Consider the following 25,121-nt stretch of genomic DNA (forward strand, 5'->3'; position numbering starts at 1 on the left):
CTCGTGACCGCGACGATCACGCGGCCGGTCACGCCGACCGCAGCGCCGGTGAGCGTCGTCCGTCGCAACCAACCCGGGGTGAGTTTCGCAGTGGGATGGGCGATTTGGGCGCTCACGGCGGCACTCACCCTGGCGGTCCCGGACAAGCTCGACGCGGCCGACCCGCGCTACGTCGGGATCGGGTTCGCAGGCTGGACGGTGTTCCTCGCTGGCTGGGCCGTGGCGGGCTATTTCCACTTCAATGCCGCTGCGGCACTGCGCAAGTGGCAACCCTGGATCATCGTCCTCGGCCTTTGGACGCTGTTTTGGGAATGGTCGACGGCGAAAACCGCGTGGCTCATTCCGCCGCATTTCGCCTCGCCGCAGCACCTGCTGAGCGCGGGCGTTTCCGACTTCGGGTTGCTGGTTTCGAGCACGTATCACTCACTGTTGTTGCTGCTCATCGGGTTTGGGATCGGCTCGGTCGCGGGATTCGCGACGGGACTGGCGATGGGGTGGTCGAAAGTCGCGTCGTACTGGGGGAATCCGTTCCTGCAGTTCATCGGACCCGTTCCGGCAGCGACCTTGCTTCCACTCGTGCTCGTCCTCGCGCCGACCACCTACTCCGGCAGCGTGTTCATGGTCGCGTTCGGGGTGTGGTTCCCGGTCGCCGTCCTCACCCGCGCGGGCATCGCCGGCGTGGCACGCGGGTACTTCGACGTCGCCCAAACCCTCGGCGCCTCACCGTCTTTCCTCGTGTGGCGCATCGCGGTGCCCGGCGCTTTGCCGAGCATTTTCACCGGCCTGTTCATGGGACTCGGCGCGTCACTTGCCGCACTCGCCGTCGCGGAACTGCTCGGTGTCAAGAACGGGCTCGGTTGGTACATCCAGTGGACGAAGGGGTGGGCCGCGTACCCGCGCATGTATGTCGCGATCTTGATCATGGTCGTGGTGTGTCGGGTGCTCATGTTGGTGCTGTTCAGGGTCCGCAATCGGGCGCTGGCGTGGCAGAAGGATTTGGTGCGATGGTGAACGCGGTCGCGACCGGCGCGACAATCGACATTGACGGGGTCTCACACCAGTTCACTGTCGAAAAACCGCGCGGGCAAAGCATTTTCGATCGACTGCTCGGCAAGCCAGCGCCGGTACTCACTCGCGCGCAGGAGTTGGGTCGCCTTCGGGTGTTGACCGACATCTCGCTGCGCATCGAGCCAGGCGAGTTCGTTGTGCTGCTCGGGCCGTCGGGATGTGGGAAATCGACACTGCTGCGGCTACTTTCGGGTCTGGACAAGCCGTCGCGCGGGTCGTTGCGCGCCGACGGCGCCGAGATCGTCGGACCAGATCCGCACCGCGCGTTGATGTTTCAAGATCCGACGCTGCTGCCGTGGCGGACCGTGCTCGACAATGTCGCGCTGGGTCCGCAGGCCCGGGGAACATCGGCGCAGGATCGTGAGCGCGTCGACCAAACGCTGGAACTCGTTGGACTGGAAGGGTTTCGGGATTCGCTGCCCGCGCAACTGTCGGGCGGGATGGCTCAGCGCGTCGCGTTGGCACGGGCGCTGGTGAACCGGCCGCGTCTGCTGCTGCTTGACGAACCACTCGGCCGACTCGACGCACTCACTCGCGCGACGCTGCAAACCGAGATCGCGCGACTGTGGAGCGAAGAGGGTTTCACCGCAGTGCTTGTCACCCATGACGTCGACGAAGCGCTCCAATTAGCCGACCGCGTAGTGGTTTTCACGCCGCGACCCGGTCGCATCGTTGCCGACCTCGCGGTGCGCATCAACCGACCGCGCGAACTCGACAACCCTGAAAATTTGCGGCTGCGCAGAGAAATCCTGCGGCTGCTTGGACAGACAGAAAGGCCGGCATCGTGACCGCGACCGAATCGGTGACCGGCGGCGTGTTCGCCTCGGTCGACGCCGCCATCGGCAACACCCCGCTCGTCCGGCTGAATCGGATCACCGAGGGCATTGCCGCGACGGTGTATGTGAAGCTCGAATACTTGAATCCCGGTGGAAGCGTGAAGGATCGGGCTGCGGTGTCGATGATTGACGCCGCTGAAGCAGCGGGGGAGCTGCGACCGGGTTCGACCATTGTCGAAGCCACATCGGGCAACACCGGGACCGGACTCGCGCTCGTCGCGGCCGCGCGGGGTTACCCGGTGATCGCGGTGGTCCCCGACAAGGTGAGCGCGGAGAAAATCGCGTTGCTGCGTGCGTTTGGGGTGACGGTGCACATCACGCCTGCTGGTCGCCCGGTCGGGCACCCTGAGCATCTGCGCACGGTCGCGCTGGGGCTGGTCGAGTCGATTCCGGGCGCGTGGTTCGCCGGTCAGTACGACAACCCGGCGAACCCCGAGGCGCACCGGACGACGACGGGCCCGGAGATTTGGGCGCAGACGGCGGGGCGTGTCACGCATTACGTCGCGGGGATCGGCACGGGCGGAACCGTCAGTGGCGCAGGGGAATTCCTCAAATCGGTGGGTGACGTGACCGTCGTTGGGGCCGACCCGGATTCGTCGGTGTATGGCGGCGGTGACGGTCGGGCGTGGTACATCGAGGCGGTCGGACACTACGTGCATCCGGAAACGGAACTCGACGAGTGGCCGCAGTCGTACCACCTCGACGCCGTTGACCGGATTGAGCGAATCCCGGACGCGGAAGCCCTTCGCGTTTTGCACCGGCTCGGGCGGGAGGAAGGGTTGCCGCTCGGCGGATCGTCGGGCACTGCCGTTGCCGCTGCGCTGCGGGTGGCGCGTGAGCTTGGGCCCGACGACGTGGTTGTTGTCGTCGCGCCGGACTCCGGGCGGGCGTACCTGTCGAAGTACTTCAACGATGAATGGTTGGGGCGCTTCGGATTTCAGCTGTTGACGCCTGCTGACGGCCCGACTGTCGGCGACGTAGTTGCGTTCGCCGATACGCCGACGGTGATTGAGTCGAGCGCGACCGTTGCCTCGGCGCGAGAAGTGTTGGGCGACTTGGGGTTCGCTCCGGTCCGGCTCGCTCGCGAGCGTGGGGGTTCGGTTGTGGCGGCCGAGGTTGTTGGGACGCTGCGCGCGGATCGGCTCGTGGGTGTTGACTGTGAAGCGCCGATTGCGGACTACCTCGATGCGCCGCTGCCGTTAGTCGGGACGACGGAATCGGTGGTGAGCGTGCTCGCGCGGGTGCCCGACGGTGCTGTGCTGGTGGTGCATGAGGGAATTGTCGTTGGGGTGCAGGATGTTTCGGCCTTGGCTGTTGCTTCGGGTGACGACGTCGCCCCAGGTGACTCCGTCAACATCCCGGGCGAAGTTCAATGACGAAACTAAAGATTGCGACGAGTGCCGTTGTGGCACTTGTTGTTTCGCTGGTCGGCGCTGGTCCCGCATCCGCCCACGTCACCGCGAGTGCGGCGGACGCGGCGGTTGGCGGCTACGCGGTTGTCACGTTGCGGGTGCCGACCGAGTCGGAAACGGCAGGCACTGTGGGACTTCAGGTTTCGTTGCCTACCGACTCGCCGCTCGCGTCGGTACGCGCGGAAACCACGCCCGGCTGGACGACGACACTCACGCGAACCGCGCTGGCTAAGCCGGTCGACAACGGACACGGCAAAAGCATCGACCAAGCGGTTTCGACAGTGAATTTCACTGCTAGTCCCGGTGTTTCGATCGCGCCGGGGGAGTTCGCGGAGTTCCGACTGCTCGTCGGCCCGCTGCTTCGGGGCGGTGCGTTGGTGCTGCCGACGAAGCAGCGCTACAGCGACGGGACCGAGGTCAGCTGGATCGACCGGAGCACCGACGGAACCAAAACCGACCACCCGGCCCCGCAGATCACGGTCGCACCGAGCGGAGGCGAACACGGTCACGACAGCCGTGCGGCACTGGGCGCGCAGCCGTCGACGCCGTTGACGTGGCCGGCTTACGCCCTGGTGTTGGCGGCATTGGGCGCGAGCGGCGCGGCATTGGTTACCGCGCGTCGCAATGCGAAGTGATGTCGACCCCGCCGCTGAGGTGCCTGCTCACGCGCTCGCATCGGCAGCACTGGGCGTGCACGGGGCGCGGCAGTGATTACGCGCGTCGCAACGTTAGGTGAGGGAGCGCAGCCCTCGGCGCAGCCATGCACGCCGTGGACGTGGCCTGCCGACGCGCTCACAGTGGCAGCCCTGGAAGTAAGAGGCGCGGCGCGCTGTGAAATATCTAGTCGAATGAGGTGAAAGTCGGATGCGTGCGGTGCTCGGCAGGAAGGAGCGGAGGACGGCGGGGCGGTTGGCGGCGGTCGTCAGTTCGCTCTTCGTCCTCGGGTGGGCGGCGACGGGGTTCGCGGCGGCCCACGCGACGGTGGTTTCGGTAGCGCCCGCCTATGGGACAACCGTTGTCAGCGGCGAAAAGGGTGACGTCACAATCCATTTCGATGAAGCGGTCACCGTGGCCGACACCGGGCTCGCTGTCCTCGACCGCGACGGGAATCGCGTGGAAACCCCGCGGCCGACGTACCGCGACAGCGACCACACCATCGCGACCACGCTCCCCGCCGCGTTACCGGATGGGACGTACCTCATCAGCTGGGCGATCCTTTCGGCCGACGGGCACACGGTCGGCGGATCGAGCGTGTTCGGACTGGGTGTGCCGCCAGATACGACGCTGTCGAAGCCAACCCCGGACCCGCTGCGCGGCGCGCTCGACACCATGACCCGTTTGCTCCACGCACTGACCTACCTCGGAGTGGTTGCGGCCGTTGGCCTCCCGTTAGTGGTGGCCTGGTGCAGCGCGAGGCGCTCCCACGCCCCTCACGACGGGTCCGGCGTCCACGCTGCCGCAGTCGGGCAACGGCGAGCAGTCCGTCTGTCGACCACCGGGCGGCCGCCGTTGCCGCCCACCGAGAGTCGCATCGTTCGCGCCGGACACGTCGCGGTAGCAGCGCCACGCTTCCTTTCCCTCATCGCCACGAGGCGCGGTGCGGAGCCGTCGCGGCCGACCCTGCGCGCAAGTCCGGCTCAAGGTGCATCCGGCGAAGTGGGTGCAGCAACTGGCTCGCTGGCGCGGGTCGGGGCCAGTACCGTCGCGATCACCTCGCTCGCCGTCCTCCTGCTTCTTCCCGCGCGACTCGGCGGCGCGGCATCGTGGGTCGAATCTGCCTCGTGGACTGCGGCATTCACGTCGAACGCCGGTATCGCGGCACTGCTTGGACTGACAGGTGCGGCCGTCACACTGCTCGCTCGGCCCGTTGTCCTCGAAACTAGCGCGATAACGCCGCGCAACCTCGCCTGGCGCGCGGGCGCAGCGCTGACCGTCCTAGGCACCGCCCTCGCCGGACATGCAAGCGCCGCTTCAGATTTCGGTCTCACCCTCGTCAGTGCCACCGTGCACGTCACGGCGATGGCGCTGTGGGGCGGCGGCTTGCTGGCGGTGGTCGCAATCTGGCGCGGTCCCGAACGTGCTTCCGCGCTAAGACAATTCACCCCCATCGCCGTCGGCGCGGTGATCGCCCTCGCGATCACCGGCACCATTCAGGCCGTCCCCGCCATCACCCCGCTCGACGCACTCTGGACGACCGCTTGGGGCCAACTCCTGCTCGCCAAACTCGCCCTGGTCGCCGTGACCCTCGCGCTGGCCGCAGTGCTCCGCCACCGAGCGCGCCGCTCAGAATACCCTGGCCGACTGCTCATCGCCGAAACCGCGACCCTCTCGGTAATCGTGCTGCTGAGCGCGCTATTGGCTGGCGCGGTCCCCGCCCGCGACGCCTACGACCCGCCACTGCACGCCACCCTCAACCTCGGCGACGCGCAGGCCGACGTGACCGTCGACGGCATGGCAGCAGGCGACCAAACAGTGGCCGTCCACGTTCGTCGAGACGACGCCCCGATCGAAATTCGTTCACTAACAGGAAAGTTGGCGAAAGAAGACGACACCCTTCCCCAAAACCTCGACTTCCGACGAGTCACGCCGAAAGACCGAGGCCCCGACTACTTCGTAGCGGACCTACGCGCGGCAAGGGGCGACTGGCGCTTGGCTCTAACCGTCACCTTCGACCAAACAACGGCTTACGCCGCATCAACCCCTTACCGCGTTTGGTAGCGCGTCAGTCGGCGATGAGCCGTAACCGCCGCGCCAGGTCCGACACAAACACGCCGTCCGGGTCAGCCGTGTGCCGAATCCGACGCCACTCATCAAGCCTCGGATACATCGTCCGAACCATTTCTGGTGTCGTTCGCGATTCCTTCGCGAAATACAACCGCCCGCCAGCGTCAAGAACGCGCTCGTCAAGCGCCGTGCAGAAATCGTCAATGCCAGGCTTGATCGGAAAGTCCAGGCTCAGCATGAAACCGGGATGTGGCCAGGAAAGCGGGGCACGACTGCTCGGACCCATGCGTTTGAACACGTTCAGGAACGACCGGTGTCCCGAATGTGCGATGGCTCGCACCGCGTCCGCGAGCTGCTGCTCAGCCCCGTATGGCATCGAGAACTGGTACTGCAAGAATCCACGTCGGCCGTAGCCGCGATTCCACTCGCCAAGCAGGTCCAGTGGGTGCAGGAATTGCGTGATGTTCTGAATCAGGCCGCGCCCACCCTTGGCGAAGGTGTAATGCGTGACCTCACCGCCAAGGCGCGACGTGAACCCATTCACCATTCCGTTCGGGAAAATGTCGGGAACGGTGAGCAATTGCGGCGCGGTGAATCGCAGCGGATCGCGACGCAATTTCGGTGGCAGCTGGTCGAGCGTCGCGAGATTACCGCGACTGAATCCCGCGCGGCCCAATTTCGACCCAGTGGAAATGGTGTCGGGAACGGCCACCGAATACTCGTACCCGTCGTCAGAACCGCCGGTGAGCAATTCCATCGTCTCGTCAAGATTGTTCGTGCGGTCACTGTCGACGTAGAAGTACGCGGTTTCGGTGCGCTTCATCCGAATTCGGGCGCGCACGACGATGCCGGTAAGCCCCATGCCGCCGACCGTCGCCCAAAACACGTCACTGTCGGGGCCAAGCGTCCGTACTTCACCGTCGGCCATCAGCAAGTCGAGCGAGAGGACATGGTTGCCGAAACTGCCCTGCGAGTGGTGATTCTTGCCGTGGATGTCGGCGGCGATCGCGCCACCGATGGTCACCTGGCGCGTTCCGGGCAACACCGGCACCCAAAGGCCATGCGGGAGCGCAGCTCTCATGAGGCTATCCAGGCTGACACCCGCGTCCGCGTCGACAATGCCGCTGTCGACGTCGATGTCGTGAATGACGTTGAAAGCCGTCATATCTACGACAAGCCCGCCGCCATTCTGCGCGGGGTCGCCGTAGCTGCGCCCGAGACCGCGCGCGATGACACCCCGCTCGCCCGCCTCCCGCACCGCGCGGGCCACCGCATCCAGGTCTGGTGTGGAGATAACCTGCGCCACCGTGGAAGCCGTTCGGCTCCACCCACTCAAGCGACGTTGCTCGATCACTGATGAATTCACCGCATCCACCGTACCTGGCTTACGGAATACCGTGGGGCACAGCGACGCTCAGGACAATCCCTCCTCACGATCAAGTTCCTCATCCAATGCCATCGCCGCCGCGATCAAGGCCAAGTGGGTGAAGGCCTGCGGGAAGTTGCCCAATTGTTCGCCCGACGGGCCTATTTCCTCCGCGAACAAACCGACGTGGTTCGCGTACGTCAGCATCTTGTCGAACGCGTAGCGCGCCTGCTGCACGCGGCCCGTTCGCGCCAACGCCTCCACGTACAAAAAGCTGCACAGGTTGAACGTGCCTTCCGTGCCGCGCAATCCGTCCGGCGACGCGGCCGGGTCGTATCGGTAAACGAGGCTGTCGCTCACCAATTCCTTGTCCATCGCGTCGAGCGTGCTGCGCCACCTCGGGTCCGATGCCGCGAGAAATCCCATGCGCGGCATCAACAGCAGTGACGCGTCGAGTACGTCGGTGTCGTAATGCTGCACGAACGCCTGCCGCTCGGCATTCCAACCCTTGTCGACAATCTGCCGAAACACCGCGTCACGCTCGGTTCGCCAACGGTCGATGTCGGCGGGGCGCGCGGCGTCGGTCGCCATGCGGATGCCGCGATCGAACGCGACCCACGTCATCAGTCGGCTGTAGGTGAAATTCTGTTGTCCACCTCGGGTTTCCCAAATGCCTTCGTCGGGGCGGTCCCAATTGTCGGCGAGCCAATCGAGCAGGCCGGCGAAGGTGTCCCACGCGTCGACGCCGGGCAGGTCGGTCGCTTGAAAAAGCGCGTCGGTCGCTTCGCCGTAGATGTCGAGCTGAAGCTGGTCGGCCGCGCCATTGCCCAAGCGCACCGGCGACGAATTCTCGTACCCGGCAAGATGATCCAGCGTTTCCTCCGCTAAATGCGGATCGCCATCGACGCGGTACATGATCTGCAACGGATCGCCCGACGCACTGTCGCCCGCCTCAACCCGCGCCCGCAACCAACGCCGAAACGCGTATGCCTCCTCGGTGAATCCGAGGTCCATCAGCGCCCGTACGGAAAGAGAAGCGTCCCGAATCCACGTGTACCGGTAATCCCAATTGCGTTCGCCGCCAACCTGTTCCGGCAACCCCATCGTTGCCGCCGCGATCGGCGCGCCCGTTGGTGCGTAGGTCATCAACTTCAACGTGATCGCCGCCCGATTCACCATGTCCCGCCAGCGACCTCGATACGTCGACGACCGCAACCACGTCTGCCAAAAGCGACGACACTGATCGAATTCGGTCCCGATTTCCTCCCACGTCGGTGGCGGCGCGACGGGCGCACCTGGCGCGGTCGTCGTCAACACCACCGCCGCCCATTCGCTCGCCGAGAGCGTGAAGCGCGCGACGCTGTCGGTCCCGTCAACCTCAAGCTTGATCGGCTCAGTTGTCTGAAGGTGTAGGTCGGCGACGGGCGACCGGAAAACGGCGGTTTGGTCGTCGATCGCATCGAGGGTGTGGGTGGCTCGCGCGTAGTCGAAGCGGGGTCGGCAATCGAGCGCGAACGTCAATTCCCCACGCACCGCCCGAACAACGCGAATGAGCTGGTGGCGGTCGGTAGCCGGACTGTCTGGCAGCGGGACCATGAAGTCACCAACCTCGCCAACGCCGTCGGGCCCCGAGAAACGGGTGAGCAGGATCGCGGTGTCGGGGAGGTAGAGCTGGCGGATCGTCATCTCGTGCGCGGAGTCGACAGCGAGCGTGCACGACCCGCCCTTCTCAGCGTCGAGCAGGGACGCGAATACGCTCGGCGCGTCGAACCGCGGCGCGCACCACCAATCGATCGTGCCCGCCGACGACACCAACGCCGCCGTCTGCAAATCCCCGACAATCCCGTGCTCATCGATGGGCGGATATGCGCTCACGTACGTCCTCCTCGGCTGCGTGGACCAAGCACAGCATCACCTGCCCGCCCGCGACTCACCCAGCGCGGATGAATACGCCGCGCGATCGCCCGCTCGGGAGTCCTGCAGCCCGATCACCTGGGTGGCGCTAGTCTCGCAGGCAGCAACTCACGCGATCCAGCGCGAACCCGCCGCACCACCCACGCGAATGCAACAGCAGCGCAAGCACCTAACCTGTCGTACCCCCTCGCTAGCGTTAATCACGTAATCCGAGCAGAGGGAGGGTGTGCGATGGAGCACCAAGTCACGCGCGAACGGGCGCTGCGGCCGGAAGATCTGAGCAGGCTTGTCGTCGAACGCATCAACGCGGGCGATATCGACGGGCTCATCGAACTATATGAGCCGAACGCGGTGCTCGCGCTGCCGAATGGGGTGGTCGCTACCGGGCTTGCCGAGATCCGCGAAGCCTATACGCGCCTAGTCGCCGACCGTCCCGTTTTCCAACTCGGTCCCCAAGCGCCCGCGCTGCGAGCAGGCGATTTAGCGATGACGTCGTCGCGATTGCCGGGTGGCCCGGGCGCGACGGCCGAGGTGGCGCGCAGACAACCCGACGGCAGTTGGCGCTGGATACTCGACCAACCCAACATCCTTGGCTAGTTCGGGTTCACCCCGGTGGAGAGCACGACAACCACTTTGTCGGCCGTCACCTCGTTGACCCGCACGTTCATCCCGTCGGTCTGCTGCGACTGCCCGACGGGCACAACCACCTGCTGACCGCCCACCGACAACGTCACGTTTTGTCCGTCGACAGAAACGAGCTGCGCTTCGACGCCGAGCACCGACGCTTTCGCATCGACACCTCGTTCGAAGGTGATGGTGCACCCCGAGACTTTGCATTCGGTGGTTGTCCCTTGGCCGCTGATCGTGCATGCGGAAAGGGCGGGCAACGACAACAGCGCGAACGCGCACACGGCAAGCAGCCGACGAGCAGGCATGCCGCGAGTCTAGACGGTGGCGAACCTACAACGGAACGGTCTCGCGCGGTTGCTCGCGCCCGCACCGGGGCATACCGTCGCTGAGAGATAGCTGAGGGCAGTGCGGGAGGAGCTGGCGGCACATGAGTGAAGTCACGACGCCGAGTCGGTGGTGGTGGCGACCAGGCTGGACGTCGGGTCGGTCGTTTTACGAATGGCAGCTCACCCCGACCCAGCCCATCGCCGACAAGATCGTTGAGATCTTCGCGCCGGTGCTGTCGCGGATCAGCACCTTCGAGCAGGTCGACGCCCCGCGCCTGCGAATTCCCGTGCAGGGCATCGGTTTTGCCGACGCGATCAAGGGCGTGCACCTGGCCGCCTTGGTCGCGGGCGCACGCGAATCAGTGCGCGCGCGCTCAACATTTCAACTGTCGTTCGGGCCGCCGGTCGTGCTCGCGGACTCGATCCGCCTGCCCGTCACCGCACCCGACCCCATCTTGCGGATTCGTGAATCCCTCACCGCCACCCTGCTCGACGTGTGGATTCGCGAACGCATCCCCGATTTCGGTGAACCGCTCAAACCGTATTTGACGATCGCGCACGCAACGGATGCTGGATCGTTGCGGGCGGTGCGCGAAGCGCTCGCTGCCGATGATTTCGCGGACTTCCACATCGATGACAGTATTTCCACGGTCGCGATGGTCGAGCTGCGGTGTGTGGACGGCCGCTACGACTGGGGTGAGGTCAGCTGTGCCGACCTCGCCAGCGAGCCAGAGCCGCCGAAGCCATCGATGGTCGACGACCTGCTGTTCGGCGGCCTGCCCGCGCCTGGCGTTTTCAACGGTTGAGTCGCGGCGGCGGCGTCCCCCTCGGCAGTTCGGGGCCTACCGCCACGCGCGCACCCGCCACGCGACCGTGTCCCCAGCCCAGCTTCTCCCGATAGCGACCGATATGTTCGACGGGCACCTCATCCTCAGCGGCGAGCGGCGTTGTCTGCGGCGCGACATACAGCGCGTCGGTCGGGCAGTACGCCTCGCACATGAAGCACGTTTGGCAGTCGGACTGGCGGGCGATGATCGGGATTCCGCTCGCCGTTGGCTCGAAAACGTTTGTTGGGCACGCGAGTACGCACTTGTCACAGCCGATGCAGTCGTCGGCGCGCAGCAGTTCGATCATGATGCGACCGCCAATCCTGAGTTGCGAGTGGGCGCACTCGCGGTCCACTGATCATCGAGACCGCCCGAGTGCATGTGATGGTGCTGGCTCGCGTCGAGTTCTGGATGGTCGGCGCGCTTGCTCATGCCGCGAGATTCCGTGCGCGCCAACGTCGATCGATACATCAACCGCCCGACCGCGACGATCGCCGCCGCACTGCGCGCCCGCACCCGGTCGTCGCCCGAAACGGGCCGTAACTGACTCACTCCGTCACGCCAAAGCTCGTCGAGACGGGCGAGCGCGGGAGCGAGGGTTGTGCCGTCGCGGAGGAAGTTCTTCTCGAACGGGATCAGCTCGGCTTGCGCCGCGCTAACCACCTCTTCTGGAGAGACTGCGCCAGTTTCGTTGTCATCCAAAGCAATCCGACCCGCTCCCGAAACGTCGCCTACCGTCGAAGCAAGCGCATACCTCGCGGCACCAGCGCCCGCCCACGTGCCCGACGACATCGCCCATGCCGCATTGTGACTACCACCGCCGGTGAACCCGCCGCAGATCCGTTCGCGCGTGGCAGCGTCGCCAGCGACGTAAAGTCCGGGAACCGTTGTGGCGCAATCATCGTCGACCACGTCGATGCCGCCGGTGCCCCGCACCGTGCCTTCCGCGAGCAGGTCGATTTCGAACTTCTGCGTGAACGGGTTGATGCCGCGTCGATCGAACTGCAGGAAGAAGTTCGGCTGACCAACCCGCATCTGCTGCTGCGTCGCCTCGTCCGCGCGGTCGAGTTGCGCAAAAACCTTCTCGTGCAGCAGATGTCGCGCGATCACCGAGCGCCCCTTGCTTGAACCGGCCTCCTCAAGCACTCGCCCGTCCTCGCCGAAGAACGTCGCGTAGCTGTAGTAGGCGGTCTTGGTGATCGTTGACCCCTTCGGCGCGATCCCGTACGCGTTCGAAAACTCCATGCCGGAGAACCGCGCGCCCACCTCGGCGGCCATCAGCGTGCCGTCGCCGGTGTCGACGTTAGTGCCCAACGCACCGGCGAGGAAGGCGCAGCCGCCGCTCGCGAGCACGACCGCGCCCGCGGTGACGCGGTAGTCGCGGTCGAGTTGGCGCTGATAACCAGCCGCGCCGCGCACCGCCCCATCGGCATCGACAAGAAGCTCCAACGCGGGGGAGTGGTCGTGGATGTCAACGCCAATTCGATTGAGCCACGCGCGCATTCGTCGCATGTACTCCGGACCTTGGACGCCGGTGCGCAACTGGGTGCCGTCGGCGTTCACGGGGAATGGGTAGCGACCGTCGACCGCGAGTCGCTCCATGTTGCGGTAGGTCTGGTCGAGGACGCGGTCCATCCAGTAGTGGTCGGCGAGGTATCCGCCGAGCGCTTCGCGGCTGGCTTTCGCGTTCGCGCGTGCCGTCGCTTCGGGTGCCACGTACCAGACGCCGGTGCCCGCCGGGGCGGTCGCGCCGCTCGTTCCGCAATAACCCTTGTCGACGAGGACCACCCGCGCGCCCGCTTCCCGCGCGTGGATCGCCGCCCACGCGGCCGCTGGTCCGCCGCCGATGACCAGCACGTCGGTGCTCGTATGCCACGGTTCTCGCATTGTCGCTCCTTGCAAAAGGCGGGGCCCGGTCGCGAAACCGGGCCCCGGAGAAGAACTTTCAGGCGCCGGTGAATTCCGCGCCAGCGACGGACGTCGACTGCTTACCGTCGACGCCAACCGGCACGTCGCCCGCGAGGGTCGTGCGGTAGAGCACCCGGGTGACATCGAGGTCGTCGAGGTCGCTAGGGGCGAGATGCGCGGTCGCCCGGTTGTCCCAGAACGCGATGCTGCCGCGCCGCCAGCGGAACCGGACCGTGTAGGCGGGGTGGGTGATCTGATCGAACAGCAGCTGCAACACCGCGTCGCTTTGCGCGGGGCTGAGCCCGATGATGCGGGTGGTGAAACCCGGGTTCACGAAGAGCAGTCGCTCGCCGGTCACCGGGTGCACCCGCACCACCGGATGCTCGGTGACCAGCGGTGATGCGGCGATTTTGCGCGCGTAGTCGCTGTCGGCCTCCCACTGCGGGATGCGGCCACCGAAACGGTGTTCGGCGCGCAGCCCGTCGACGAAGGTGCGCAGCGATTCCGGCAGGCCCGCGTAGGCGGCGGCCAGGTTGGTCCACTGCGTGTCGCCACCTTGTGCGGGGGCGATCTCGGCCCGCAGGATCGACGCTGCGGGCGGGTTGATCAGCGGGGAGATGTCGGTGTGCCAGTGGTTGGTGTAGCTGAATTTCTTTCGGCCGAACCGCTTTTCGTAAAGCCGACTGTCGACGGCGAGGATTTCCGGGTACTCGGTCGGCGCGTCGTCGTCATACGGGTGCGAAGGGGTCACCGCGCCGAAGTGCCGCGAGAACGCGATCTGTTCGGCGTGCCCGATTTCCTGGTCGTGGAAGAACAGGACCTTGTGTCGGTGCAGCGCGGCGGTGAGGTCGGCGACCTGGGTGTCGTCGAGGTCGGTGCGCAGGTCGATGCCGGTGACTTCGGCACCGATGTGTCCTGCGACCGGCGTGATCGTCAAACTCTGTGTGGCAGCGAGGTTTTCGATGGTGGTCATGTGCTGTGCTTTCTGATTGGAGGTGTCCTACCGGCGGTCACCTCGAACAGGAACTGGCTGTCGCGCGCATCAGCGCGATGACGAGCCCGCGACGCGGGTTGAGCATTAGGCGCCGACCGCGACCGGGTGGGCGGTGTGGCGGTTCTCGGCGTGGCCGAGCCCGTAATGTCCACGCAGCGTTGATGATTCGTAGTCAGTGCGGAACAGGCCGCGTTCTTGCAGGATCGGCACGACCTGGTCAACGAAGTCCTCAAGCCCACCCGGCAGGTACGGCGGCATGATGTTGAAGCCGTCGGCAGCGCCCGCTTCGAACCAGGTCTGCAGTTCGTCGGCGACCTGTTCCGGGGTGCCAGCGAAGGTGCGGTGCCCGCGTCCGCCACCCAGCTTGCCGATCAATTCGCGCACGGTGAGCTGCTCGTTTTCGGCGAGTTCCTTAACCAGAGTGAAGCGACTCTTGCCGCCTTCGATCTGGCTCTCGGAGGGCAGCGGCGGGAGCGGCGCGTCGAGCGCGTGTTCGGTGAGGTCGACGCCGAGCAACGTCGACAGCTGTCGCAGTGCGTAATCGGGCGAAATGAGGTCGGTGAACTCCTGCTCAAGCGCGCGGGCGGCCTCTTGCGTCTCAGCGATAAACGGGACGAGGCCCGGCAGCACCTTGAGGTCGTGCTCGGCGCGACCGTACTTGGCAAGGCGCGACTTGAGGTCACGGTAGAACGCGACGCCCTCTTCGACCGTCCGCTGCGCGGTGAACACCGCTTCGGCATGCTGAGCTGCGAATTCCTTACCCGCTTCCGACGAACCCGCCTGGACGAGCAGCGGGCGACCCTGCACACTGCGTGGCGAATTCAGCGGGCCGCGCACGCGGAAGCGTTCACCCTCGTGGTCGATGGCGTGGACCTTGGTCGGGTCGGCGAAGCGGCCCGCTTCTTCGTCAAGGACGATCGCGTCGTCCTCCCAGCTGTCCCACAGTGCCAGCGCGACGTCGACGAACTCGCCAGCACGCTCATACCGCTTGGCATGCTCGGGGCGGGCGTCGAGGCCGAAATTGAAGGCTTCCTCGGCATTGGCCGAGGTGACGATGTTCCAGCCCGCGCGGCCGCCGCTGATGTGGTCGAGCGAAGCGAACTTGCGGGCCAGGTTGAAGGGTTCGTTGTAGCTGGTTGACGCGGTCGCGATCAGGCCGACGCGGTCGGTGACGGCCGCGATCGCGCTCAGTAGGGTGATCGGCTCGAAGATCGTGAGGGTGTTGCGTTCGATGCGCGGGCCAGCGGCGAGGCCGTCGGCGAAGAAGATCGAATCGAGCTTGCCGCGTTCGGCGATGCGGCCGAGGTTTTGGAAGTGAGCGACGTCGAGAACGTCGGTCGCGGTGGTGCGCGGGTGCCGCCACGCGGCTTCGTGGTGGCCGACGCCCATCAGAAAAGCGTTGAGGTGGAAGGTCATTCGAGTACTCCTAGAAGGTGGGCGTGGTGCGCCAGCGCGAAAGGCGACGTTCCAGCGCGACGAGGGCGAAGTTGAAGCTCAGACCGATGAGTGAGATGGCGACGATCCCCGCATACATCTGCGGGATCTGGAAGTTCTGCTGTGCCGCGGTGATGAGGTAGCCCAAACCGGCTCTCGCACCGACCATTTCGGCAGCGATCAGGACGAGGATCGAGCCCGCCGCCGCCATGCGAATGCCGGTGAAGATTTGTGGAATCGCAGCGGGGAGGATCACTTTTTGGAACAGCTGCAATGGTGAGAAGCCGAGCGAGACAGCGGATTTCACGAGCAATGGGTCGACCGTGCGAACACCGGTGATGGTGTTGAGCAGGATCGGGAAGAACGTCGCGTAGCCGATCAAGGCGATCTTTGACGTCTCGCCGATGCCGAGGATCAGCACGAAAACCGGCAGCAGCGCGAGCGCGGCGGTGTTGCGGAACAGTTCGAGTACCGGATTGAGGAAATCCGACACCGGCTTGTACCAGGCGATGGCGATGCCGATCGGAATCGCGAGGGCTAGCGCGATGGAGAAGCCGGTCAGCGACCTCGTGAGACTGGCTGAAACATGCTCTGCCAGTTGGCCGTTGGCGACGAGTTCAGCGAGGGCCCCAATGACCGTCGAGAACGGTGGAAGGAAAACCTCGTCGACGATGCCGACGCGAGGGGCGATTTCCCATGCGCTGAGCAGAAGTGCGAAGGCGAGGAGGGGTTTGGCTGTGCGCCAGAGAACACGGGCTGCTGTATTCGCAACTCGGCCAACGGGATTCGGCTTCTTCGTTTCGATTATGGGCGCGATAACGTCGTTGACCGGAGCGATCACGCGGGGCGGTGCTTGCAATGCGCTAGACATGAGCAGGCGTCCCTTCGGATGACGGCGCGTTGAGTTCGATGCGCTGGGCGCGAGCCACTTCGTCTTGCAGTTCGGTCCAGATCAGGTGGCGGTAGTCGCGGAACGCCTCGCTTGACCTGACATCGGCTGCGCTGCGGTCGAATTCGATATCAATGAGCTTTTTCACGCGGCCTGGTCGCGAAGTGAGCACGGCGACGCGCTGGCCCAAATACACGGCCTCGTCAATGCCATGCGTGATGAACAAGACCGTTTTGCCGGTGGTCCGCCAAATGCGCAGCAGTTCGTCTTGCAGCGACTCGCGGGTTTGCGCGTCGAGCGCGGCGAACGGTTCGTCCATCAACAAGACCTCGGGGTCGAACGCGAGGCTGCGAGCGATCGCGACACGCTGCTTCATGCCACCCGAGAGTTCGTGCGGGTAGCGGTCGCCGAAGCCGGTAAGACCGACTAATTCAAGGTATTCGTCGGCAAGTGCGCGGCGTTGTTTGCGCGGAATGCCTTTTGCCTCAAGGCCGAACTGGATATTGGCGCGGGCGGTGCGCCAGGGGAGTAGGGCGTATTGCTGGAAAACAATGCCGCGATCGAGGCCGGGACCGGTGATCGGTTTGCCGTCCAGCAGGATTTCCCCCGCTGTCGGTTTGCTGAGGCCGCCGAGCAGGTCGAGCAGGGTGGATTTGCCAGAACCGCTTGGGCCGACGAGGACGAGGAATTCGCCCGTCTTCACATCAAGGGTGATGTTGTCGACGGCGGTGAAACGTTCCGTTGAACCGCGCACCGCGAATTGTTTACTTACGCCGTTGAGCGCCAGTTTGGTCGTCATTTCGCGGCCACCGCTTCGCCAGTTGGGCCGGTGGTCGGGCCGAAGGTGCCGTTGGAGTAGGGGTTGTCTTTGTTGGTGAACAGGTCGGTTGCCTTGACCTTGCCCTTGGGGAGTTCGCCGTTGCGTTCGAGCCAGTCGATCCAGATTTGGATCTCTTTCTCCGCGATTACCCCGCCGGCGACGGGGAGGCCCGAACTGCGCCAGTATTCCAGCAGCTTCGTGTTTTCGTTGCGCCCACGCTTGGTGATGATCTCGGTGAATTTCGCGATTACCTGGTCGCGTGGGGTGATTTGCAGCCAGCGGATCGCCCGGGCTGTTCCCTGGACGAAGTCCTTCACGGCGTCGGGGTTCTGCGCGATGAAGTCTTTGCGGAAGACGAGGGTGCCGTAGCTGAATTTGCCGAAGATGTCTTTGTCGGCGAAGAGCGGATGGATGCCGCCGCGCGCGACCGCGGTTTCGCGGAATACGCCGTTCAGTGCCGCAAGATCGATCTGCCCGCTGCGCAGTGCTTCCTCGGTGTTCACTGGGGGAACGACGACGAGCTGGACCTTTTTGATTTCGTCTTCTGAGAGTCCCTGCTGATGGAGCCACTCACGAGTGAGGAATTCGTGGTGCGCGCCAAGGGTATTCACACCGACCTTCTTGCCGATCAGGTCGCGAGCCGAGTTGATATTCGCGTCGTCCTTGACGTAGTAGCCGGTGAAAGTTTGGTCATCAGAGCCGTAGTACGAGATCACCGACTGCACCTGCGCGCCGCCAGCCGCGAGCTTGACGACCGCGCCGTTGAACGCGCCGCCGAATTCGATTTGTTTCGTCGCTGCCGCCTGGATATTGGCGGGGCCGCTCGTGGTGTCGCCCTCCCACTGGAGTTTGACCTTTGAGAAGTAGCCGAGGTTCTCGGCAAGTTCCCAGGACATAACCTGGCCGGTCGACCCCTGGTAACGCAGCACTGTCTTACCTTCAGCGGTAGTTGCCGTTGAGGAATGTCCGCATGCGGTGCTCAATGCGAGAGCGGCCGGGATTACTAGCGCCGCAGCGAACGCCCGCAGCGTTCGGCGACGAGAAAGGGTGGGAAACATCGTTGACGTCATTCTTTCCACGTGAGCGCGCACTCTTTCGTTAATTAGGCGCGCGAAAGGAACACACCCCTCGAAAGGTGGTGTGGGGGAAGCGGAAACGAAATCAGCGTCGACAGAACCCGGGTGCGAGGCGCATCAGGTCCACCGTTCGGCGGCGGACGAGCGCGGGGGTTTCGATCATGACTGGACTTTCGGCTAGCGGCGACGCACTCACTGGCATCGGCTCGAATTACATCCTGCGCCAACGATTATCGTTGAGACAATGGTGTTTTCACATCGTGGAAATCACCGTGCGCCGAATCCCGCATCGGCGGCGGCGTTGGACTGAATCCGCGGCCTCACCACTGGCCGTGGAAGGCCGTCAGCAGGGCGGGCGCTGGGTCCGTTGCGGTGCTGGTGTTAGCGACGGCCACCACCGCCATCGAAAGGGCGACCACGCCTAAGGCGGCCGCGAATGAGCCGAGCGCCCAACGGGTTTCGCGGCCCTCGGCGCGTCTTGCCCGTCGCCACAACACCACGGCGGTTGTTAGTGCCGCCAGGGTGACGGCGGCGGCGAGCGCGGCCATCGCGACGTGGTAGCGCGTGAAGTCATCGACCATCCGGTCGATCGCGGGCACGCCATGCCAGCCCGGCGAATCGGCGAGACTTTTGACCTGGTCGAGCGTCACCGCCAGTTCGGGGTCGGTGGTGTCAGTAACGAGCATCGGCAGCAGCGAGGCAAGCGGTGCGATGGCACCTTGAACGTTGACCATGGCAAGCACTAAAGCGACGAGCCCCAACAGCGCGACCGCGACACCAGCGACCGACCTGACGACTTTGGCTGCCAGTCCGGCGGGGCTGAGCACGCTTGACCAGACCCGAACGCCGACCACGATCAGCGCCGCGAATAACGCGGACGCCAGCACCGCCTTCACGCAGTGGTAGCGCAGCCAGTAGTCGGTGATCGCCGCGAGATCAGGGCTGAGCTCTCCCCGCCCAGAGTCCCAGTACTTCACGAAAGCCGACCCCAGCGCGACTCGCAGATCGGCTTCGGTATCGAAGTGGGCCGTGGTCGTCGAAGCGAGTGGACCTGGGGCGACAACGAACAGGACAGCTGCTACGGCGGCAACAACCGCAGCCACATACGGGAGGATTCGACCGCTGCGCAAGCCCATGCGTTGATCATCGACCGACGCGGCGGGGACTGTCTAGAACCGGCATCACGATGAATCACGATGCGTCGAAGCCCTCGCCTGCTGCCGCGGCGTGGAAGTACGGGCCGATGCGGACGGCGATCTGGTGCATGGCGGGAACAACGGCGCGCACGAGGTCGGCGTCGAGGCGCGCGGCGCGGGCTTGGACGCCCAGCGCGCCCCACACCTGCTTGTCGGGTCCGACAACCGGAACAGCAAGGGCGCGAATGGGATCCGCGTGGTCGATGGCTTCGACGGCGAAGCCGCGTCGGCGGACGGTGTCGAACACTTCGCCGGGTGCGCGGTCGGTGTGGGCGAGCAGGACGTGGCCGACGGCGCTGGTGGTGAGGGAGCGGCGTTCGTCGGGGACCTGGTGCGAGCAGAACGAGACGGGCGGGCGTGCTTGAAAGACGGTCAACGCTTCGTCGGCGTCGGGGACGCTCAGGCTGACGGTGATTTTGATGCCTGCGGCGAGGGCATAGAGGTGAGGCGCTGCGGCGTCGAGCCCGAGCCGCGAGAGCGCGGGCTTGGCGAGGCAGGCGAGCCCGTGCCCGATGCGGTAGCGGTCATTGGCCGGATTCTGCTCAAGCAGCCTGCCCCTGACCAGGGCTTGCGCGAGTCGGAATGTGGTGCTGACCGGCAGGCCCGCGCGTTGGGCAAGCTCGCTCACCGAGAGCTCGAAGTCGCCACCGCGAAAGCAGTTGAGGACGTGGACGGCTTTATCGACAGCTTGCGCGCCCGAACGTGGGGGCTCGGTGGTGGTCATAGGTCACTATCGCCAGCGGTTCGCGGGCGGACAAGGGTTGTGGTCGGGATGGAGGAATCTATGGACACCGAATCGGTGTCATCTTCCCGCGGAACCGCGCTGAACGGCCCCAAGCGAGTCACCCCATTAATCCAGGAACCCGCGCCTACAAGCTTTCGACGTACTCCGTCCACATCTCACAAGCTCCGTGACACCGAGTGAGCGATGCACCGAGCCCGACCTGAGACAGCGGCTGAACGTGACGGTGAGTGCGCTCGCAGTGTAGGGTGCCGGTACCTGGATCTACTACGCGGTTCTTCCAGCCGACCGCTGGTACCACCGATGCACGGCTGCGCTGGCCCGATGCGGCCACGCCCACACATGCCACCATCGGTATGCGGTGGGGACAGTGGGAGGAGTGGGCGCGCTTACGCCGAGCAACGACTCAAGGCGCTTGATCTGCCCGAGGATCAAGCTTCGCACCGTTGCCCGGGCGAGTCCGGTGGGCAGCCAACTCGCGCGCTCGCGTTGGATTGCCAACGCGCAGACTGTGAGACAAATCGGGCCGAAGATTGTCCACACTCCAGCGACGGCTAGTGCCAGATCGTCTGGCCTGCGCGCATCCTCTAGGTAGCTAGCGATCGGTAACGCTGCGACGATCAGCAATGCCACTGCCACTAGCGACGACAGAACCACGGATAGTGGCGTCGGGCGGGCAATAACCGCGAACGCGAGAGCGACGACCGATCCGCTGAATGTGAGAATCAGTAGTAGGACGCCCACCGATAGGAGGGCAAGGCCGGACCAGTAGCCGTCGAAATTGTCCGCGAACCAGCACTGGACCGCGACGACCGTGGCAGGCCCGAGTAAAGCAAGCACGACGGTCGCAAGAATCTCGTAGACCCACCACGATGTCGACGACACACTCGTGGCTGGATAGCGTGCCTGGGTTGCTTTCGCCGACCACGGTGGCGGTGGCGTGGTGTCGGCAGTGACGCGACGCAATCGCTCGACGTCTGAGTTGCGTTGGGCGCGAACGACTTCGCGCCGAATAGCGTCGCCGTTATACAGGCCCTGCTTCGCGTCAAGGCTGACAAGTGAAATGACGATCGCCAGCGAAAGAACCGCGAAGGCGGCGAGAACGGCGTTGCCGTTGATCGCGTCCGCAAACGACGCACACCCAATCACGATGGACGCGAATCCCATGAGTTCGGCCGTGTTTGAGAGAAAGAAGTGGCGCGCATACGCGCGTGCACGCGCCTCGGGCGTCTGCATGAGCACGTCCGGCGCTTCGGCTGTTCCCGTCAGCCGCGCACTGACGTTCAACGCGATCACGGCAGTTCCGATCGCGGCGAGAAAGTCGATGCCTGTCGAGTGGCTGATCGTGAGCGGGACGTGGAACCGGAGCCCTAGCGATGCCATGTGGTTTTGCGCCACCCACAAACTGACGCCGATGACCAGATAGCCGAACACACCCGAACACAGCAGCTTCAGCGCGCGGGTCGTCGCCGTATCCCAGTGATCAAGCACCATCGGCGCAACTTCTGAATCGAGAGTGGGTAGCACGGTGAGTCCACCCGGAGTTTCATTGGTTGTGGATTGGACAACCGCTGGACGAGCTAGGTACGCGACTGCGAGAGTGGCTGTGGCCGCGAGCGCACCGACAAGCATGGGTCGGGTGAGGCGAGGATCGTTGGGCATGTAAGTCCTTGGCAGATAGGTTGTTTGGCAAGGACTACCAGCTGGCACCGACAGGTTTGGCCCTGACGCTCGCCGCGTGGCCGCCCTTCCCTCGCTACGGCGGTGATCCGATTTGTCGCGTCGGTGCGGGCGGCAACGAGTTGGCGCAACACGAAGTGTCCAGTCTGGAGACGGTATTGGGCGATCCTCACCAATCCGGTCAACATCACCGACGTGGCCTAAGAGCGCGATAGTCGGGCAGTGACGGGTACCCGCGAGCAGGGAATTGATTCCCGCCCGCAACCCCACGCCGCCGATCAACGCATCATCAGAAGCCAGGAACCGCGACGCTTCCTATGCGAGACGTTGCCCGTGGTAGGCGTAGCTACATCCCCGGACGGTATCCAGCCGCTGCAGGTATCGCTAGATCCGGCACAGGTGACCACACCATGTGAGCTTGTGTGCTTCTGCAGGCGAAACATCCGGCTGAGTACGGCTGTTGGCATCGACGATCAACGGCCTCCACCGCTCCAGGGCTACCCGGGTCGCCGTGCCGAACGACATGGCGGCGGTCCATCAGTGTGGGGGCGAGCGCGCATCTGCGCCAGACACGCCTCCTCCATCGCCGGTTTCAGGATTGGCGCCCGCCTCAAGACCCCGCCTTAGCCCGAGGAGCGCCACATCCTGCAGTTGGCGCCGCACAGTCATCAGCTGTGATCTGAGTCACTTAATGCCTCCCCGACGTGTGCACGGATTGGCAGAGTACAAACGATGTATACAACTCTGTCGACACCGAGTTAGTATGGAGAAAAAGCAACGACGTGCACGGTCCATGCATACACCCGGGGCGTCTCTCCGCACTTCTGGGGCTACTAAGCAAAATCGTCTCGATGATGCTTGCTGAGGCTGTAAAAGGCCACGACACGATCGTATTTTCTGCCAGCGCAGCAATCTTTTCGCAATTCGAACAGTTGCTAACAACCTGTCGTGAGCAATAACAACCCGTGATCATGGCAGCATCAAGCTTGCTCGACGACCTAGCCGCCCCGGGGGATCAAGTAAGGGTGCAATTCCCTCGCTTGCACGGTTGCTCGACCATCGGCTACGGTCACCTGTAGTTATCGCCGGGAGGGAACTTAATCGGGCTACAGGGGATCGATGCAAAATCTGCACCGGAAAGTCGTGCGGGCACTTGGCTCCTAATTAAGGCACCAAGGTTAGTTCATGCCAGCCAAACTTTACGCACCACTGCGTCTAGAAGTACGCCAGGAGTGATAGATGGTCGAACGCAATATGCGTCTGCGCGGAATAGTCTTAACATTATCCATTGTTGTCGGTGCTACCGTGTCAAATATCTACTACGCCCAGCCGTTGTCCGGGACAATGATGGACGCATTTCACGTGAGCGCACTGGCGATAGGTGTCGTTCTCGCCAGCATTCAGATTGGTTTTGCAGTAGGGCTTGCCTTCGTGGTGCCTCTTGGCGATATTTCTGACTGTAGGAAACTATGCTCGATTCTCTTGATCGCCTGCGGTGTGTCTTTGTTGGGGATGAGCCTGGCACCGAATATTTATTTGCTAGTTTCCTTCGGCGTAATGACCGGTGTCGCGTCGTCCGTGGTTCACATTCTCGTGCCATATGCGTCGAAGCTTGCGCCCGTTGAACAGCGTGGCGCGGTTGTTGGGACAGTTATGACCGGTCTCTTCACGGGCATCCTGTTGTCCCGCACTGTCGCTGGCCTCATCAGCGACTACTACGGGTGGCGGTGGGTCTTTGGTGTCGCCGCAGCCGTGACCTTCACTCAGGCCGCCGTTGTGACTGCACGCCTACCGCGCTCCCAGCCCACCGCCGGACTATCGTATCGCGACCTCGTAAGCTCGGTTTTCGAGCTAGTCAAACGCCACCGGGAGCTGCGTGTGCGCATGCTGTACGGCGGTCTTGAGTTCGCGGCGTTCAGTGCGTTTTGGTCAACGGTTGGCATCGTGCTGCGGGATCGGTATGGGTGGTCAGATGCTTCAATCGGGTTGTTTGCGCTCATCGGTGTTGCTGGCATAGCTGTTGCGAGGGTCGCGGGACGCCTGGTTGACATGAACTGGCAGCGTGGTCTGACCGGGGGATTCCTCGCAGTGATTGCGATATCATTCGCTGTTCTCGGAACCGACAACATTACGGGAATGATAGGGGTCTTCGTCGGTGCGGTGTTGCTTGACTTCGCCGTTCAGGGTTTGCAGGTAACGAATCAATCGGTCGTGTTCTCGCTCGAAGAAAACGCGCAGAGTCGAATAAATACTGCCTACATGACCGCGTATTTCTGCGCAGGAGCAGTCGGCTCCGCAACAGCTGCAGTGGCATACTCTCTTGGTGGATGGCGCGCAGTCTGTTTTTGCGGCTCGTTATTCCCGTTGCTCGGTCTCGCAGTGTGGTTGGGCGAATCTCCTCGATTTCATTCGTCCGCTGATTCTAAAGTCGTGCAAACGTAGTGCCGTAGTGCTCAAGTTCGTTCTAAGGGGAGAAATGTACCCGCAGATTGTAGACGCAGACGCCATCACCGCAGCGAATGCCATTCGTGCCCGGTTCGGAGACCACCGCATCGGAGTCGTGCTTGGATCCGGATGGGGAACAGCGAAGGAATATCTGGGTGCCGACGAGAGCCGATTCATTGATCTTTTGGACCTTCCCGGATTCCGGGCAGCAGGAGTGGCCGGACACAAATCTCACGCGTACTCAATAGGGCGCGATTCTGGCTCAATTCTTCTCTTCATGGGACGGACTCACTTTTACGAAACGCGTGACGCATTCTCGGCCACGCATCATATCCGGGTAGCTATTTCGCTTGGCTGCGAGCATCTCATCTTGACGAATGCTTCGGGAGGGATAAACCCCTCCTTGGACCTCGGTCGGCCAGCCATCATTGATGACCACATCAACTTTACGGCGAGTTCGCCGCTTACCGGCAGCGAGCATGGTTCCGACAAGCCGATGTACTCGCCCAAACTTGCCGAAATCGCTAGGTCGATTTCCCCTGATCTGAAATCCGGTGTGTACGCCCAGTTCATTGGACCACAATACGAGACCCCTGCCGAGATAAGAATGGCGAAGATCCTCGGTGCCGACATGGTCGGCATGTCAACAGCACTCGAGGCGATTGCCGCTTCGCATTACGGCGCGGAGCTCCTCGCGCTGTCGCTTGTAACTAACTCGGCGCCCGGTCTCTCCAGTGAGACAGTCAACCATGACGCGGTCCTGCACTCAGCAGACGCTCATGCAGAGTCGAATGGACGCCTCCTTGCCCGGATCGTCCATGCACTGTGACCCGA

At 64.0% G+C, this 25,121-nt stretch carries 22 protein-coding genes; 9 read left to right on the forward strand and 13 right to left on the reverse strand.

Going from position 1 to position 25,121, the window contains the following annotated elements:
• Positions 1-3 precede the first annotated feature (3 nt).
• From IEX78_RS01115 to IEX78_RS01135, 5 genes are all read left to right on the forward strand, one after another.
• Positions 4-1,011, forward strand: coding sequence for an ABC transporter permease (locus IEX78_RS01115; RefSeq protein ID WP_188826825.1), 1,008 nt, complete (start codon positions 4-6; stop codon positions 1,009-1,011).
• Positions 1,005-1,856 carry an ABC transporter ATP-binding protein gene (locus tag IEX78_RS01120; protein WP_188826826.1) on the forward strand — a complete coding sequence of 284 codons (852 nt, stop codon included), beginning with the start codon at positions 1,005-1,007 and terminating at the stop codon, positions 1,854-1,856. Before IEX78_RS01115 ends, IEX78_RS01120 begins: the two co-directional genes overlap by 7 nt.
• On the forward strand, positions 1,853-3,280 hold the full coding sequence (locus IEX78_RS01125; protein WP_188826827.1) for a PLP-dependent cysteine synthase family protein: 1,428 nt from the start codon (positions 1,853-1,855) through the stop codon (positions 3,278-3,280). Before IEX78_RS01120 ends, IEX78_RS01125 begins: the two co-directional genes overlap by 4 nt.
• Positions 3,277-3,951 carry a YcnI family copper-binding membrane protein gene (locus tag IEX78_RS01130; RefSeq protein WP_188826828.1) on the forward strand — a complete coding sequence of 225 codons (675 nt, stop codon included), beginning with the start codon at positions 3,277-3,279 and terminating at the stop codon, positions 3,949-3,951. The genes IEX78_RS01125 and IEX78_RS01130 overlap by 4 nt, the downstream gene beginning before the upstream one ends.
• A 229-nt stretch (positions 3,952-4,180) precedes the next feature.
• Positions 4,181-6,034, forward strand: a complete 1,854-nt coding sequence (locus IEX78_RS01135) for a copper resistance CopC/CopD family protein (protein ID WP_188826829.1) — start codon at positions 4,181-4,183, stop codon at positions 6,032-6,034.
• 4 nt (positions 6,035-6,038) lie between these two features.
• Here the strand turns inward: IEX78_RS01135 and dprE1 are convergent, their stop codons facing one another.
• Both dprE1 and IEX78_RS01145 read right to left on the reverse strand, forming a co-directional pair.
• Positions 6,039-7,406 (reverse strand): decaprenylphosphoryl-beta-D-ribose oxidase, encoded by a 1,368-nt coding sequence (gene dprE1 / locus IEX78_RS01140; RefSeq protein ID WP_229683625.1) that lies wholly within the window; start codon positions 7,404-7,406, stop codon positions 6,039-6,041.
• A 48-nt stretch (positions 7,407-7,454) separates the two neighbouring features.
• Positions 7,455-9,281, reverse strand: coding sequence for a glycoside hydrolase family 15 protein (locus IEX78_RS01145; RefSeq protein ID WP_188826830.1), 1,827 nt, complete (start codon positions 9,279-9,281; stop codon positions 7,455-7,457).
• Positions 9,282-9,551: 270 nt separating this feature from the next.
• Here IEX78_RS01145 and IEX78_RS01150 point away from each other — a divergent pair, with 270 nt between their 5' ends.
• The gene (locus tag IEX78_RS01150; protein WP_188826831.1) at positions 9,552-9,917 is read left to right on the forward strand and encodes a YybH family protein; all 366 of its coding nucleotides are present in this window, start codon (positions 9,552-9,554) and stop codon (positions 9,915-9,917) included.
• Here IEX78_RS01150 and IEX78_RS01155 read toward each other — a convergent pair.
• A complete protein-coding gene (locus tag IEX78_RS01155) occupies positions 9,914-10,255 on the reverse strand; it encodes a hypothetical protein (protein ID WP_188826832.1) in 342 nt (113 codons plus the stop codon). The genes IEX78_RS01150 and IEX78_RS01155 overlap by 4 nt on opposite strands.
• A 122-nt stretch (positions 10,256-10,377) precedes the next feature.
• On the opposite strand from IEX78_RS01155, the gene IEX78_RS01160 reads away from it, so the two are divergent.
• A complete protein-coding gene (locus IEX78_RS01160) occupies positions 10,378-11,082 on the forward strand; it encodes a 2'-5' RNA ligase family protein (protein ID WP_188826833.1) in 705 nt (234 codons plus the stop codon).
• Here the strand turns inward: IEX78_RS01160 and IEX78_RS01165 are convergent.
• The 10 genes from IEX78_RS01165 to IEX78_RS01210 form a co-directional block, all read right to left on the reverse strand.
• On the reverse strand, positions 11,072-11,410 hold the full coding sequence (locus IEX78_RS01165; protein ID WP_188826834.1) for a 4Fe-4S binding protein: 339 nt from the start codon (positions 11,408-11,410) through the stop codon (positions 11,072-11,074). The two genes, IEX78_RS01160 and IEX78_RS01165, sit on opposite strands and share 11 nt — an antisense overlap.
• Entirely contained in the window at positions 11,407-12,990 is a 1,584-nt protein-coding gene (locus IEX78_RS01170) for an FAD-dependent oxidoreductase (RefSeq protein WP_188826835.1), read from the reverse strand. The genes IEX78_RS01165 and IEX78_RS01170 overlap by 4 nt, the downstream gene beginning before the upstream one ends.
• Before the next feature lie 58 nt (positions 12,991-13,048).
• On the reverse strand, positions 13,049-13,984 hold the full coding sequence (locus tag IEX78_RS01175) for a TauD/TfdA dioxygenase family protein (protein WP_188826836.1): 936 nt from the start codon (positions 13,982-13,984) through the stop codon (positions 13,049-13,051).
• A 105-nt stretch (positions 13,985-14,089) separates the two neighbouring features.
• Entirely contained in the window at positions 14,090-15,421 is a 1,332-nt protein-coding gene (locus IEX78_RS01180; RefSeq protein WP_188826837.1) for an LLM class flavin-dependent oxidoreductase, read from the reverse strand.
• Positions 15,422-15,431: 10 nt separating this feature from the next.
• Positions 15,432-16,310, reverse strand: a complete 879-nt coding sequence (locus tag IEX78_RS01185) for an ABC transporter permease (RefSeq protein ID WP_188826838.1) — start codon at positions 16,308-16,310, stop codon at positions 15,432-15,434.
• On the reverse strand, positions 16,303-17,127 hold the full coding sequence (locus tag IEX78_RS01190; RefSeq protein WP_188826839.1) for an ABC transporter ATP-binding protein: 825 nt from the start codon (positions 17,125-17,127) through the stop codon (positions 16,303-16,305). Before IEX78_RS01190 ends, IEX78_RS01185 begins: the two co-directional genes overlap by 8 nt.
• Entirely contained in the window at positions 17,124-18,206 is a 1,083-nt protein-coding gene (locus tag IEX78_RS01195; protein WP_188828155.1) for an ABC transporter substrate-binding protein, read from the reverse strand. The genes IEX78_RS01190 and IEX78_RS01195 overlap by 4 nt, the downstream gene beginning before the upstream one ends.
• Positions 18,207-18,544: 338 nt before the next feature.
• Complete coding sequence (locus tag IEX78_RS01200; protein WP_188826840.1) at positions 18,545-19,360, reverse strand: hypothetical protein; 816 nt, start codon at positions 19,358-19,360, stop codon at positions 18,545-18,547.
• Between the two features lie 55 nt (positions 19,361-19,415).
• Positions 19,416-20,144 carry an IclR family transcriptional regulator gene (locus IEX78_RS01205; RefSeq protein ID WP_188826841.1) on the reverse strand — a complete coding sequence of 243 codons (729 nt, stop codon included), beginning with the start codon at positions 20,142-20,144 and terminating at the stop codon, positions 19,416-19,418.
• Positions 20,145-20,429: 285 nt separating this feature from the next.
• Positions 20,430-21,824, reverse strand: coding sequence for a hypothetical protein (locus IEX78_RS01210; protein WP_188826842.1), 1,395 nt, complete (start codon positions 21,822-21,824; stop codon positions 20,430-20,432).
• Between the two features lie 1,257 nt (positions 21,825-23,081).
• Between IEX78_RS01210 and IEX78_RS01215 the strand changes: the two genes are divergently transcribed.
• Both IEX78_RS01215 and IEX78_RS01220 read left to right on the forward strand, forming a co-directional pair.
• On the forward strand, positions 23,082-24,284 hold the full coding sequence (locus IEX78_RS01215; protein ID WP_188826843.1) for an MFS transporter: 1,203 nt from the start codon (positions 23,082-23,084) through the stop codon (positions 24,282-24,284).
• 34 nt (positions 24,285-24,318) lie between these two features.
• The gene (locus tag IEX78_RS01220) at positions 24,319-25,116 is read left to right on the forward strand and encodes a purine-nucleoside phosphorylase (protein ID WP_188826844.1); all 798 of its coding nucleotides are present in this window, start codon (positions 24,319-24,321) and stop codon (positions 25,114-25,116) included.
• The last annotated feature ends 5 nt before the right edge of the window (positions 25,117-25,121 follow it).

The organism is Nocardia camponoti (assembly GCF_014646135.1).
GTDB lineage: Bacteria > Actinomycetota > Actinomycetes > Mycobacteriales > Mycobacteriaceae > Nocardia > Nocardia camponoti.